This is a genomic window from Amycolatopsis sp. NBC_01480, from assembly GCF_036227205.1.
Lineage (GTDB): Bacteria > Actinomycetota > Actinomycetes > Mycobacteriales > Pseudonocardiaceae > Amycolatopsis.
Genome location: NZ_CP109442.1, coordinates 1,121,596 through 1,135,150, shown reverse-complemented (window position 1 = coordinate 1,135,150; position 13,555 = coordinate 1,121,596). Strand labels below are relative to the sequence as shown.

The window sequence follows — 13,555 nt, the reverse complement described above, 5'->3', positions numbered from 1 at the left end:
ACGGTTAGAACCGGCATAAACACTCACGAGTCCTGGGCCGTCGGCGTGTCGGGATGCTGGTGGTCCGGGCGTGCAGGCGGCCGTGTCAGACTTCGCGGCGATGTACACGCCGTCCGATCTTGCCGACCTGCTCGAATGCGAGCACCGGAGTGTGCTCACCCAGGCGCTGGCCGCGGGCCTGCCCGGTGCGCCGCGGCCCGGCTCGGGGCCGGATCAGCTGGCCGTCAAGCACGGCCGCGCGCACGAGGCGGCCACGCTCGGGCGGCTGCGGAGCGAGAAGACCCAGGTCGTCGAGATCGAGGAGCGCGACCCCGTGGTGGCGGCGAAGGCCACCGCGGAGGCGTTGCGGGCCGGCGCGCCCGTCGTCTACCAGGCGGTGTTCCACGACGAGGAGTTCACCGGCCGCGCCGACTTCCTGCTGCGCGACGACGAAGGCCGCTACGAGGTCTACGACACCAAGCTCGCCCGTCACGCCAAGCCCGCCGCCGTCGTCCAGCTGGCCGCCTACGCCGACGCCCTGCGGCGCGGCGGCTGGCCTTCCGGCCCGGACATGCACCTGCTGCTCGGCGACGGCACCACGCGCACCCTCCGCGTCGACGACTTCCTCCCGTTGCTCGACCGCCTCCGCTCGCGTCTGCGCTCCAGGCCCCCGCAGCTGCCACTGAAGCTGTGGGCCGACGAGCGTCCCGCTTGCGGCGCCTGCGGTTATGCACAGCACTGCGCTTCGGCGCGCGAAGCCGATCGCGATCTGTCGCTGGTGGCCGGGATGCGCAGTGAGCAACGGCGCAAGCTGGCGACGGCCGGGCTCGGCACGATCGACTCGCTCGCCGTCGCCGAGCCGGCGGACCGGCCGCGCGACATGTCCGTCACCACGTTCGCCACGCTGCGCGCGCAGGCCGCGATCCAGGTGCGCCAAGACGAAACCGGCGAACTCGCGTACGAGGTGATCGGCCCGGACACGCTCGCGGAGCTGCCGGCGCCGAGCCCGGGCGACGTCTTCTTCGACATGGAGGGCGACCCGTACGCGTTGGCGGGAACCGGCCTGGAGTACCTGTTCGGCGCCGTGACCTCCGACGCCGACGGCCAGCGGTTCACGCCGTTCTGGGCGCACTCGCGCGCGCAGGAGAAGCGGGCGTTCGAAGACTTCGTGGACTTCGCGACGGCGCGGCTGGCGGAGTACCCCGGCGCGCACGTCTACCACTACGCGCCGTACGAGGTGACGGCCGTGAAGCGGCTCGCCGCGGTGCACGGCACGCGCGAAGAGGCAGTGGACGAGCTGTTGCGCAGTGGCGCGATGGTGGACCTGTACGCGGTGGTGCGTAAGGCTTTGCGCGTCGGGCAGCGGTCGTACTCCATCAAGTACCTGGAGCCGCTGTACATGCCCGCCGCGCGCGAAGGCGACGTGAAGACGGCAGTCTCCAGCATCGAGGCGTACGAGGAGTACCTCACGCTGTCGCACGCCGGCGAGACCGAGCGCGCCGAAGAAGTGCTGCACAGCATCGGCGACTACAACGAGTACGACTGCGTCTCGACGTTGCGGCTGCTGGAGTTCCTGCACCAGGTCCGGGAAGAGGCGGGCATCGAGCCGGTCCCGCCGGTCGTCGAGTCCGAAGAGGACGCTCTACTGAGGACGTCCGAAGAGGACGTCGCCGCCCAGCGCCGCGCGGAGCGGGCGGCCGCGATGGCGGCGCTGGTGGACCCGCTGATCGAAGGGCTGCCCGAGGACCCGGCGGAGTTCACGCCGGACGACCACGCCCGCGCGCTGCTCGCCGCGTCCGTCGGCTATCACCGGCGCGAGACCAACCCGGCCTGGTGGGAGTTCTTCCGCCAGCTCGCGGCGCCGCTGGGCGACCTCGAGGTGGACACGACGTGCGCGGTGCCGGTTTCGATGAGCGTCGGGGAGTGGGTGCCGCCGTCCGGCCGGCTGCGCACGGCGAAGCGGACGCTGGTGCTCGCGTGCGATCCGGATCGGCCGCACCCGTTCGCGCCGGGCGACGACGTGCGGCTGCGGTACGGCGCGAACTCCCGTGATGCCAAGGTGATCGGCTCGTCGGCGGTCGAGCTGACGCTGGAGGAGAGCAGCGCGCCGGACGCGACTTCGCCGGACCGGCCGGCGGCGGTGCTGCCCGGCAGTCCCGTGCGGCCGTCGCCGAAGGACGAGGCGGTGGCCGAGCTGGCGCAGCTCGTCGTGGACGCGTTGCCGGTGCTGCCCGCGCACCCGGGCGTGGACCTGCTGCGGCGCTCTTCGCCCCGGCTGCGCGGCGGCGCACCGCTGCCCGAGCCGGGTGAGGACCTGGTCGCGACGGTGATCAAGGCCGTCGACGCGCTCGACGGCTCGGTGCTCGCGGTGCAGGGCCCACCGGGCGCGGGCAAGACGTACCTGGCGGGCAAGCTGATCGCGCACCTGGTGCGGTCCGGCCGGACCGTGGGCGTGACGTCGACCAGTCACAAGGCGGTGGAAAACGTGCTCGCGGCCGCGCTCGGCAACGCCGACCTGCCCGCCGCGAAACGCGCGAAGCGCACGCCGGACCCGGAGCTGCCGTGGGAGCAGCCGAAGTCCAACCCGGCGCTGGTGAAGTGGCGCGAAGAGCACGACGCCGGCCACCTGGTGGGCGGCACGGCGTGGACGTTCGCGAACGCCGCGGTGCGCGAAGAGCCGTTCGACGTGCTGGTGATCGACGAGGCGGGCCAGTTCGCGCTCGCGGACGCGCTGGCGGTTTCGACGTGCGCGAAAAACGTGGTGCTGCTGGGTGATCCGCAGCAGCTGCCCCAGGTGGTGCAGGGCACGCATCCGGCCGGCGCGGAGGCCTCGGCGCTCGGTCACCTGATCGGCGAGGCGGACATCATGCCGCCGCACCTCGGCTATTTCCTCGACCAGACGCGGCGCATGCACCCGGCCGTGTGCGAGCCGGTCTCGAGGCTTTCGTACGCGGGGCTGCTACACGCGCACCCGTCGGCTTCGCGGTCGGTGGAGGGTTTTGCGTCGGGCTTGTACCTGGCGTCGGTCGACCACCACGGCAACACCACCCGTTCGGTGGAGGAAGCCGCGGAGGTCGTGGCGATCGTGGCCTCGCTGCACGGCCGGACCTGGCAGGGCCGCCCGTTGACGGACGCGGATTTCCTCGTGGTGGCCCCGTACAACCTGCAAGCCCGAGTCGTCTCGCGGCATCTGTCGGACGCCGGCCACGGCGACGTGCGCGTGGGCACGGTCGACCGGTTCCAGGGCCAGGAGGCCCCGGTGGTGATCACGACCATGACGTCCTCGTCGGCGGTGGATCTCCCGCGGGGACTGGACTTCCTGCTCTCGCGCAACCGCTTGAACGTGGCCCTCTCGCGCGCCCAGTCGGTCGCCGTCCTGGTCTGCTCCCCCCGCCTGCTCGAAGCGGACATCCGCACGGTCGACCAGATGCGCCTCGTGTCGGGCATGCTGGGCCTGCTCCAGACCGCGACTCCGTGGCCCGGCTGAGCTGACGCCCTGGGCGCATGAGTGTGCTCCCGCTCCCGTCGCTGCGAGGGGGGTCGCGCGGGCCGGGTGCGGGAGCACGGGCCCGCGCCCGCCACGCCGGTGGGGGGACCAGCGGGTGGACGCGGGGGCTTTGGTGTCGGTACGGGGGTCGCCTCTCGGCGGGTGGCGCGACCCGGCTCCGGCGGTGACGCCGGTGGTCCGGGAAGGCAGTAGGTGAGGCCCGGGGACTCCGCCGTACCGACACTCTTTACAACGTTGGCCGGCCACAGGTGTTCCCGCGCCGAGCTGTGACGCCCGTCGCCGCGAGCCGGTCAAGATCCACAGTGGACGGAGGCTCCCGCTCCCGCCGCGGCAGTGGGTCCGGCGGTCGGGAGCAGGAGCGGGAACCCGCCCCGCGCGGCCGTGGGGGAGTTGGCGCGCTGGGGCGGGTGGTCGATGGGTTTTGGTGCCGGTACGGGGGTCGCCTCTCGGCGAGTGGCGCGACCGGTCCGGGAGAACCCGGGGTCCGGGAGGGCAGTGGGTGAGGCCCGGGGGCCCGCCGTACCGACACTCGCTACAACGCACCGGCGGCCGGTTTGTTCCCGCGCCACCGCAACGATGTCCTTTGTGGACTCTCAACAGCGGGAGGTGCTCCCGCTCCCATGGCCGCCGGCTGGGGGTCCGGCGGTCGGGAGCAGGAGCACTGGCGCCCGTCCTCGCGCGGCTGGGGGGAGTGCCGCGGCGGGGGCGGGTGGTCTGGCATCGGTACGGGGGTCGCCTCTCGGCGAGTGGCGCGACCCGGTCCGGGAGAACCCCGGTGTCCGGGAAGGCAGAAGGTGAAGCCCGGGGGACCCCTCCGTACCGACACCCGTTACAACGCGCCAAGCCCCGTTATGTTCCGCCCCGAGAGGGTGACGTGCGTCGCCACCTGCGGCCGAGGGAGATCTTCAGGTAAAACTGGACAGTTTCGACTGAACAGTTTACCCTGAAGTTATGGACGAGAGCACCGCGTCGGATTCGGCCGTGTACGCAGCGCGAGAGATACGCGTGGTCTTCAGCCGCATTCGCCGGCGGTTGAAGGACGCTTCCGACAACCGGGAGCTGACGCCGTCGCAGACTTCGGTGCTGAGCCGCCTGAGCAAGGAAGGCCCGGCGTCGATGAGCGCGCTGGCCGCGGCCGAGCGCGTGCGTCCCCAGTCCATGGCGGCCACCCTCGCCCCCCTCGACGAGCGCGGCTTCACCCACCGCCGCCCCGACCCGGACGACGGCCGCCGCCAGCTCATCTCCCTCAGCGAAACCGGCCGTGAGTTCGTCGAGGGCAAGCGCCGCGCCGGAGAGGAATGGCTCGTGCGCGCCCTTGACGAACGACTGTCCGAGCGGGAACGCCGGACGGTGATCGACGCCATGGCCCTGATCGAAAGGCTCGACGCCCCATGAAGGCCGCACCTCCCGACACCACCCCTAGATTCCGCTTGCGACGCAGGCAAAATGACCCCGAGGCATTCGACCGCCGGCTGATCGCGCCGATGGTCATGGGCTCGATCCTGAACCCGGTCAACTCCTCGATCATCGCCGTCTCGCTCGTGCCGATCGGGGTGGCGCTCGGGGCGCCGCCGGCGCAGACGGCCTGGCTGGTTTCCGCGCTCTACCTCGCCACGGCGATCGGCCAGCCGGTCGTCGGACGGCTGGTGGACCTGTACGGGCCGCGGGCCCTGTTCCTCGTCGGCGGCGTGCTGGTCGGTGCCGCCGGAGTCCTCGGCCTGGTCGCGCCGAACCTGCCGGTGCTGATCGTCGCGCGGGTCCTGCTCGGCTTCGGCACCTGCGCCGGTTATCCGGCCGCGATGTCCTTGATCCGCAGCGAAGGCGAGCGCACCGGTCACGACCGGCCGGGGGGCGTGCTCACCCTGCTCGCCATCACCACGCAGACGATCGCGGTGATCGGCCCGACGCTCGGCGGCTTGCTGATCGGCCTGGGCGGCTGGCGCGCGACGATCGCGGTCAACATCCCGCTGGCGCTGGCCTGTCTCGTGCTCGGCGCCCTGTACCTGCCGCGCCACCACCAGCGCCCGGACGGCCCGGTGCGCTTGGACTTCCCCGGCATCGGCCTGTTCGCCGCGACGCTCGTGTCGCTGCTGCTGTTCCTGATGAACCCGAACGGCGCGCACTGGTACCTGCTCGCCATCGCCTTCGCGGCGGGCGCCGGCTTCGCCGTCCGGGAACTCCGGACCACGGCGCCGTTCCTCGACCTGCGGGTGCTCGGCGGGAACTTGCCGCTGCTGCTCACGTACGCCCGCAGCCTGCTCGCGTACGTCGTCTCGTACGCCTTCCTGTACGGCTACACGCAATGGCTCGAGGAGGGCCGCGGCCTGTCCGCCTCGCGGTCCGGGCTCCTGCTGCTGCCGGTGTTCCTGGTCGGGATCGGCGTCGCCGCGCTGACCGGGCGGTACAAGGAGGTGCGCGGCAAGCTGCTCGTCGGCGCGGCCGGGCAGATCGCGGCGTGCGCGCTGCTGCTCACGCTCGGCGGGACCAGCCCGATCTGGCTGCTCGTGGCGGTCGCCTTGGTGCTCGGCGTGCCGCAGGGGCTCAACGGCCTCGCGTTGCAGAACTCCGTGTACTACCAAGCGGATCCCGAACGGATCGGCGCTTCGGCCGGGCTGCTGCGCACGTTCATGTACGTCGGCGCGATGGTCGCGTCGGCGGCCACCGGCGGCTTCTTCGGCCCGCGCGCCGACACCGGTGGCCTGCACCACCTCGCCTGGTTCGTGCTCGCCGTCAGCGTGCTGTTCCTGGCGGTCACCCTGTTCGACCGGAAGCTGCGGCACGCCGCGGCGAAGTGAAAGGAAAACGAATGCCCGTCTCCACCATCGACGAGCGCGCCGCGCTGGTGCTCATCGACCTGCAGAACGGCGTCGCCGCGGCGCCGACCCAGCCCCACGCCGGGCCGGAGGTCGTCGCGCGCGGGGCCGAGCTGGCGGACGCCTTCCGCGCCGCCGGGCAGGCGGTCGTCCACGTTCGCGTGACGATGGCCGCCGACGGCTCCGACTGGCCGTCCGGGCGCACCGAAGCCCCGCCGCGCGGCGGCACCCGGCCCGAGGGCTGGGACCAGATCGTCGACGAGCTGTCCGGTCACCCCGAGGACCTCGTGGTGACCAAGCGCAACGTGGGCGCCTTCCACGGCACGGACCTCGACCTGCAGCTGCGCCGCCGCGGCATCACGCAGATCGTGCTCGGCGGCATCGCCACCAGCATGGGCGTGGAGTCCACCGCCCGCGCGGCGCACGACCACGGCTACCACGTCACCCTGGTCACCGACGCGATGGGCGACATGGACGCGGACGTGCACCGCAACAGCGTCGAGCGGATCTTCCCGCGCCTCGGCGAAACCGGTACCACGGCGGAAATCCTGGCCCTGCTGAAGTCTTGAGATGGCGCCGCGCCTCGGGTTCTCGGGCCCGGGGCGCGGTGGCGGTTGAGGCGGCCCCCTGGGCGCGGAAGGGGTGACTACCAGGGGGCCTGGCCCGCCGCCTGGTCGGGGGAATGTCACGAGGCGGAGCGGGTTGGGGCAAACACTAGCGGTAGAAGTCGAACCAAGATCAGTCCACGAATAGGTGAACCGGCGCGTTTCGACCTGACCATCCGTAATCAGATCAGCTGAGCGCGCTGCCTGGATTCGGCCGTGATTTGACGAACACGTTCGCTATGGACTTGTTCTTAACGAACGCGTTCGTTAAGCTGCTGTCATGACCACACCGAGCCGTCGCCGGGAACGCCCGGCCAAGCCCGCCCTGAGCAGGGCGGGCATCGTCGCGGTCGCGGTCGGGGTGCTGCGGGCCGAAGGGCTCCAGCGGGTCACCATGCGGCGTCTCGCGCAGGAGCTGGATACCGGCGCTTCGTCGTTGTACGTCCACGTTCGCAACACCGCCGAGCTGCACGCCGCGGTACTCGACGAGCTGCTCGGCGAGGTCGGCCTGAGGCCGGAGGGCAGCTGGGAAGAGCGGCTGGAAGCCGTGCTCGAGTCGTACACCGAGGTGCTGCTCCGTCATCCGGGGCTGGCGCAGTCCGCGCTCGTGGCCCGGCCCAGCGGCCGGCACTACCTGGAGCTGGTCGAGACGCTGCTCGCGCTCTTGGCCGAGGGCGGAGTACCGGCGCAGCAAGCTGCCTGGGGCGTCGACCTCCTGCTCCAGCACGCGACGGCCACCGCCGCCGAGCACGTCGTCGAACAGTCCGAAGAGGACTGGGCCGCGCTCGTCACCGCCGTCCGGGCCCTCTCGCCCGGCACCCACCCGCACCTGGCCACGTCCGGCGCGGATCTCATCTCGGGCGATCCGGGGGAGCGCATGGCATGGTCATGGCGAGCCCTGCTGTCCGGTATCGCCGCCACCCCTTTGAAGGAGCAGCCATGAGCATCACCATCGTCGGCGCCGGACTCGGCGGCCTGACCCTCGCCCGCGTCCTGCACGCGAACGGCATCGAAGCCGCCGTCTACGACCTCGACGCCTCCCCGTCCGCCCGCGCGCAGGGCGGCATGCTCGACATCCACGAAGAGTCCGGCCAGACCGCGCTGCGCGCCGCCGGGCTGTACGGCGAATTCCGCGAACTGATCCATCCCGGCGGCGAGGCCACGCGGGTCCTCGACCGCAATGGCGTCGTCCTTCTGTCCGAAGAGGACGATGGCGACGGCGGCCGGCCCGAGGTCGAGCGCGGGCAGCTGCGCGACCTGCTGCTCGGCAGCCTGCCCGAAGGCACGATCCGCTGGGGCGCCAAGGTCACCGGCGCGCGGCCGCTCGGCGACGGCCGGCACGAGGTGACGCTGGCCGACGGCACCGTGTTCACCACCGACGTGCTGGTCGGCGCGGACGGCGCGTGGTCCCGCGTCCGCCCGCTGCTCTCTCCGGCCAAGCCGGCCTACACCGGCGTGTCGTTCGTCGAGCTGGACCTGTTCGAAGCCGACGCCCGGCATCCGGCCGAGGCGGCCGTCATCGGCGGGGGCTCGTTCTTCGCGCTGGCCGGGGGCCGGGGCATCCTCGCGCACCGCGAGACGGACGGCAGCCTGCACGTCTACGTCGCCATCGTGACGGCCGAGAACTGGGGCGCCGGCATCGACTTCAGCGACCGGGAAGCCGCGAAGAAGGCGGTGCTGAGCCACTTCGAGGGCTGGGACGAGAGCCTGCGCGCGCTCGTCACGAATGCCGACAGCGAGCTGATCCCGCGGCCCATCCACGCGCTGCCGGTCGGCCACCGCTGGGAGCGCGTCCCCGGCGTCACGCTGCTCGGCGACGCGGCGCACGTGATGTCGCCGTTCGCCGGCGAGGGCGCGAACCTCGCGATGCTGGACGGCGCCGAGCTGGGCCTGGCGCTGGCCGCGCACCCCGGCGACGTCGAGGCCGCGCTCGCTGAGTACGAGCGGGCCCTGTTCCCGCGCAGCGAGGCATCCGCCAAGGATTCGGCGGACGGCCTGGTCATGTGCTTCGAGGAGAGCGCCCCGAAGCGCCTGCTGGAGATGTTCACCGCGCCCAGGCCGTGACGTCCTAAGTGGACCGTCGAAATCCGGTCGACTCGCCCTCGCCCCGCCGGTAAGCTCGCGCGCTCCGGCGGACGCGAGGGGGAGACGTGGCACGGGGCGGATCGGTCCTGCTCGCGGCACTGGTGGTCGATTCGGTGGGCAACGGCATGTTCCTGCCGCTCTCGCTGCTCTTCTTCACCCGGATCACCGACGTGCCGCTGTCGCTGATCGGCCTGCTGGTCAGCCTGGCCGGGGTGCTCACGCTGCCGGTCCCGCTGCTGGCCGGGCGGCTCGCCGACCGGGTGGGCCCGCTGCCGCTGGTGGTCGGCGCGCAGCTGGCGCAGGGTCTCGGCTTCCTGTGGTACGGCCAGGTCAGCGGCCCGGTGGGGATCTTCCTGGCGTCCGGGCTGATCGCGGTCGGCGTGCGGTTCTTCTGGTCGTGCATCTTCACCGCGGTCGCGGATTTCGCCGACGCCGCTGAGTCCTCGCGGAGCAAGGACAGCTGGTTCGGCCTCGCGACCATGACCCGTACGGCGGGTCTGGCGGTCGGCGGTTTGATCACCGCGGTGGCTGTGACGAGCGACGGCTACCGGGCCGTCGCGTACGGCTCGGCTGCGTGCCTCCTGCTGGCGGGTGTCGCGATCGCCTTCGGGGTGCGCGCCCCCCGAAGGCCACCCGAGCCCGGCGAGGAGGTCGGCTACCGCACGATGCTGCGGGACCGGCCGTTCCTCTCGTTCGCGGGCCTCAACACGGTATTCGCCGGCACGAGCATGATGCTGGCGCTGGGGCTGCCGGTGTTCGTGGCGGACGGGCTGGGCGGGCCGTCGTGGCTCGCGCCGGTGGTGCTGGTCGGCAACACGGTCCTGCTGACGCTGCTGACCGCCCCGGTGGTCCGGCGCCTCGCGCCCTACCGGCGGACCCGGGTGCTGATCGGGGCCGCCGCACTCTGGGCCGCGTGGTGCTTCGTCTTCGCAGCACTGGGTTCAGGCCAGCTGGCCTGGGTGATCCCGGTGCTGCTGGCCGGGACGGCGCTGTTCACCGCCGCGGAGCTGGCCCACGCGCCGATCGCGATGGCGCTGGCCACCGCACTGTCGCCGCCCGCCGCGCGCGGCCGTTACCTGGCTTCGTTCCAGTACTCGTTCACCGTGGCGGGCCTGATCGCGCCCGCGTTCTTCACCACGCTGTTCGAGGTGCGCCACTGGCTGCCGTGGCTGGTGCTGGGCCTGCTGAACATGCTGGCCGCGCTGGCCGTGCACCGCCTGGAGCGGATCGTCCCCGCCCTGGCCCTACGACTTTCGGCTTAGCGGGAACGAGCCATCGAGCCGATCCGCTTTGGCGCACGGGCCGCCACACTGGGCACATCGCGGCACCCCGGTGTCCGATGTGGACCGTATACCCGAGTGACCAGGAGACTCCGATGACCACGCCGCCAGCGCTCTCCGCCGCCCCGGACCTCGCGCACCTCACGGGCGGGATCGTGCTGGCCGCCGTGCTCCTGCTGCCGGTGATCTTCTTCATCGCCGCGCTGGTCAGTATCCTCGGCAGCGGCCTCACCGGGGGCATGAAGCTGGTCTGGGTGGTGTTCGCCTTCTGCGCCCCGTTCCTCGGGCCGCTGTTGTGGTTCCTGGTGGGGCGTAAGCAAAGCAGCATCGCCGGGCTGTGAGCCGGTGCGCGGGCACCGGCCCGCGCACCGGCCGCCGGTCAGCTCACCTGCAGGTCGATGCAGGAGTAGAACGCGTTGGCGGTGTCGGCGATGTTCCAGACGGCCAGCACGGTCTGCCGTCCGGTGTGGTTGCCCAGGTTCACCGAGTGCGAGACGGTGGCGGGCGGCTGCTGGTTGTTGCCGCTGAAGCTGGCGATCTGGGTGTTGCCGATGTAGTACACATAGTCGGTGGTCTTGTGCCGGGCGGTGAACGTCCAGTTGAACGTCACCGTGCGGCCCACCGGGGCGGCGTGCCAGCCCTTGTTGTTGTCGTTCAGCTCGGCGAAGCGGGCGACGCCGCCGTTGCAGCTTCTCAGGCCTTTCGGGCCCTCGACGCTCTGCGGCTCGTACTTGATTTCGCCGCAGGAGACGACGTTCTGCGCGCATTGCGCCTGCCGGCTGGCGGGCGCGTTGACGTAGCCGTGCGCGCTCGCGGTGCCGACCGGGCCGACCAGGACGATCACCGGGGCGATCGCCGCGCCGGCCAGTGCGGCGACGAGCTTGCGGTTCGTTTTCATGCCGGGCTCCTTCATACAGGCAGGCCCGCTCCCGTGACGGCCGGTCGCCGCTGTCGGGCAGGCGCGATCGACCGGCCGCGGCGAGTGGTGCGCGGGCGGAGGGGGAGGGAAAGTGTGGTCTAGACCATACGGCAGATTCGGGCTTTTCGGTCAAGACGTCGCCTGAATGGACGCTGACGATGCGCCGTTGTCGATCCCATATTGTATGCAGTAGACTGAGCGGGTCCAGTCGCACGTGTTCGTGAAGCCACGGAGGGCCCACGCCGCCATGTACTCAGTCACCAACCCGGCGACGGGTGAACGGATCGAGGAAATCGGGAACGCGACCGACGAGGAGGTCCGCACGGCGATCGAGCGCGTCCACCGCGGCTACGGCTCGTGGCGGCTCCGGCCGGTCGCCGAACGCGCGGCGATCGTGGCGCGCGCGGCGGAGCTGTTCGCGGAGCGGTCCGACGAGCTCGCCGAGATCATGACGCTGGAGATGGGCAAGCGGATCAACGAGGGCCGCGGCGAGGTCGGCATCGTCGTGGACATCTTCACCTACTACGCCGAGCACGGCCCGGACCTGGTGGCCGACGAGCCGCTGGTGCTCCGCAGTGGTTCCGCGGTGATCCGCAAGGAGCCGATCGGCGCGCTGCTCGGGGTGATGCCGTGGAACTTCCCGTGTTACCAGGTGGCCCGGTTCGTGGCCCCGAACCTGGTGCTGGGCAACACGATCCTGCTCAAGCACGCGTCGATCTGCCCGCGCTCGGCCGCCGCGATCGAGCGGATCCTGTACGACGCGGGCGTGCCGGAAGACGCGTACGTGAACGTCTTCGCGTCCAGCCGCCAGGTGCCGTGGATGCTGGAGGACCCGCGTATCCAGGGCGTTTCGCTGACCGGCAGCGAGCAGGCAGGCATCTCCGTCGCGGCGGAGGCGGGCCGGAACCTCAAGCGCTGCGTGCTGGAGCTGGGCGGCTCCGACCCCCTGATCGTGCTGGACACCGACGACCTCGAGACGACCGTGAACACCGTCGCCACCGCGCGCATGCGCAACTGCGGCCAGTCGTGCAACGCGCCGAAGCGGATGATCGTGCTCTCGGAGCTGTACGACGAGTTCGTGGACCGCCTGGCCAAGCGCGTCGCGGACTTCTACCAGCCCGGCGACCCGGCCGACCCGGCGACGAAACTGCCGCCGCTCGCGTCGATCGCCGCCGCGGACGAGGTCGCCGCCCAGGTCGAGACCGCCATCCGCCAGGGCGCCACCCTCCGCGCCGGCGGCCACCGCGTCGACGGCCCGGGCGCGTACCTGGAGGCCACGGTGCTGACTGACGTCACTCCGGAGATGGACGCCTACCGGGAAGAGATCTTCGGTCCCGTCGTGCTGGTTTTCCGTGCCAGCACAGAGGAAGAGGCGATCGCCATCGCGAACGACTCACCGTTCGGGCTGGGGGCGAGCGTCTTCGGCACGGACCCGGCCCGTCTTCGCCGCGTCGCCGATCGGATCGAGGCGGGGATGGTGTATTTCAACAAATCCGGTGGCTCGGAGGCGGATCTGCCGTTCGGTGGGATCAAGCGGTCAGGGATGGGGCGGGAGCTGGGAGCGTTGGGGATTGAAGAGTTCATGAACAAGAAGTCGATCCGCTTCTGACCCGGTTCACCACGGCACAACTTCGCCATGCAGGTCCAAGAACTGAAGCCCAGTCGCACCAGCCTGCTTCTCCAAAACATCCACAACCGCAGGAATACTCTCCTCGGCCGTAAGCGGCGCATCCGGCCCACCGAGGGCGGTTTTGTTGTGGCCGGGATCGATCAGGAGCTTGGTGTGGCCGTCGCCGGTGTGGCGGGTGGTGTAGCTGCGCATCAGCTGATTGAGCGCGGCCTTGCTCGCCTTGTACAGCTCGTAGCCGGGCTCGGTGTTGCGCGAGATGCTGCCCTGGTCCGACGACATGATCGCCACGGTTCCGTCGGGGACGACGAGGTCGCGCAGGGTTTCGAGGGTTCGTAGCGGGCTCAGGGCGTTGGTGACCATCACCTCGGTGAACACGTCGGTCGGGACCTCGCCGATGGGCTGGTTGCCCCGGTTGATCGCGGCGTTGACGAAAAGCAGGTCGAACCGCCGGCCGGACAGGCGTTCGCGCAGGGCGGTCAGCTGGTCGGGGCTGGTCATCTCCAACGATTCGATCGTCAGGTCCGCGGAGGCTCGCAGGTCGCCGCTGCCGCGGGTGGTGGCGGTGACGTGCCAGCCGCGGCGGGTCAGTTCGTTCGCGAGGGCGAGGCCCAGCCCGCGGGAAGCGCCGATGATGAGGGCGTGGGACCGGTCGGACACAGTGGCTCCTTGTCTGGGAAGGAAAACTCAGCATAGACGAGACGTTTCGTCTCGACAATGCCACGCCGGTAAGCTGTCC

At 71.2% G+C, this 13,555-nt stretch carries 11 protein-coding genes; 9 read left to right on the top strand and 2 right to left on the bottom strand.

Annotated features, from left to right (window positions below; all coding sequences use genetic code 11):
- Positions 1-100 precede the first annotated feature (100 nt).
- The 8 genes from OG371_RS05325 to OG371_RS05290 all read left to right on the top strand — a co-directional run bounded on the left by OG371_RS05325 (position 101) and on the right by OG371_RS05290 (position 10,611).
- Positions 101-3,466: a TM0106 family RecB-like putative nuclease gene (locus OG371_RS05325; RefSeq protein WP_329072916.1), complete on the top strand. Its 3,366-nt coding sequence runs from the start codon at positions 101-103 to the stop codon at positions 3,464-3,466.
- A gap of 972 nt (positions 3,467-4,438) precedes the next feature.
- On the top strand, positions 4,439-4,882 hold the full coding sequence (locus OG371_RS05320; RefSeq protein ID WP_329066124.1) for a MarR family winged helix-turn-helix transcriptional regulator: 444 nt from the start codon (positions 4,439-4,441) through the stop codon (positions 4,880-4,882).
- A 35-nt stretch (positions 4,883-4,917) separates the two neighbouring features.
- The gene (locus tag OG371_RS05315; RefSeq protein ID WP_329066122.1) at positions 4,918-6,282 is read left to right on the top strand and encodes an MFS transporter; all 1,365 of its coding nucleotides are present in this window, start codon (positions 4,918-4,920) and stop codon (positions 6,280-6,282) included.
- An 11-nt stretch (positions 6,283-6,293) separates the two neighbouring features.
- Positions 6,294-6,869 (top strand): isochorismatase family protein, encoded by a 576-nt coding sequence (locus tag OG371_RS05310; RefSeq protein WP_329066120.1) that lies wholly within the window; start codon positions 6,294-6,296, stop codon positions 6,867-6,869.
- 316 nt (positions 6,870-7,185) lie between these two features.
- Positions 7,186-7,848, top strand: a complete 663-nt coding sequence (locus tag OG371_RS05305) for a TetR/AcrR family transcriptional regulator (RefSeq protein ID WP_329066118.1) — start codon at positions 7,186-7,188, stop codon at positions 7,846-7,848.
- On the top strand, positions 7,845-8,969 hold the full coding sequence (locus OG371_RS05300; RefSeq protein ID WP_329066116.1) for an FAD-dependent oxidoreductase: 1,125 nt from the start codon (positions 7,845-7,847) through the stop codon (positions 8,967-8,969). The genes OG371_RS05305 and OG371_RS05300 overlap by 4 nt, the downstream gene beginning before the upstream one ends.
- A gap of 86 nt (positions 8,970-9,055) precedes the next feature.
- Entirely contained in the window at positions 9,056-10,252 is a 1,197-nt protein-coding gene (locus OG371_RS05295) for an MFS transporter (protein WP_329066115.1), read from the top strand.
- A 113-nt stretch (positions 10,253-10,365) separates the two neighbouring features.
- On the top strand, positions 10,366-10,611 hold the full coding sequence (locus OG371_RS05290) for a PLD nuclease N-terminal domain-containing protein (protein ID WP_329066113.1): 246 nt from the start codon (positions 10,366-10,368) through the stop codon (positions 10,609-10,611).
- A 38-nt stretch (positions 10,612-10,649) separates the two neighbouring features.
- On the opposite strand, the gene OG371_RS05285 is transcribed toward OG371_RS05290, so the two are convergent.
- Positions 10,650-11,168 (bottom strand): lytic polysaccharide monooxygenase auxiliary activity family 9 protein, encoded by a 519-nt coding sequence (locus OG371_RS05285; RefSeq protein WP_329066111.1) that lies wholly within the window; start codon positions 11,166-11,168, stop codon positions 10,650-10,652.
- Between the two features lie 268 nt (positions 11,169-11,436).
- Between OG371_RS05285 and OG371_RS05280 the strand changes: the two genes are divergently transcribed.
- Positions 11,437-12,798 carry an NAD-dependent succinate-semialdehyde dehydrogenase gene (locus OG371_RS05280; protein ID WP_329066109.1) on the top strand — a complete coding sequence of 454 codons (1,362 nt, stop codon included), beginning with the start codon at positions 11,437-11,439 and terminating at the stop codon, positions 12,796-12,798.
- A gap of 6 nt (positions 12,799-12,804) precedes the next feature.
- Here OG371_RS05280 and OG371_RS05275 read toward each other — a convergent pair whose 3' ends face one another.
- The gene (locus OG371_RS05275; RefSeq protein WP_329066107.1) at positions 12,805-13,476 is read right to left on the bottom strand and encodes an SDR family NAD(P)-dependent oxidoreductase; all 672 of its coding nucleotides are present in this window, start codon (positions 13,474-13,476) and stop codon (positions 12,805-12,807) included.
- Between the last annotated feature and the right edge of the window lie 79 nt (positions 13,477-13,555).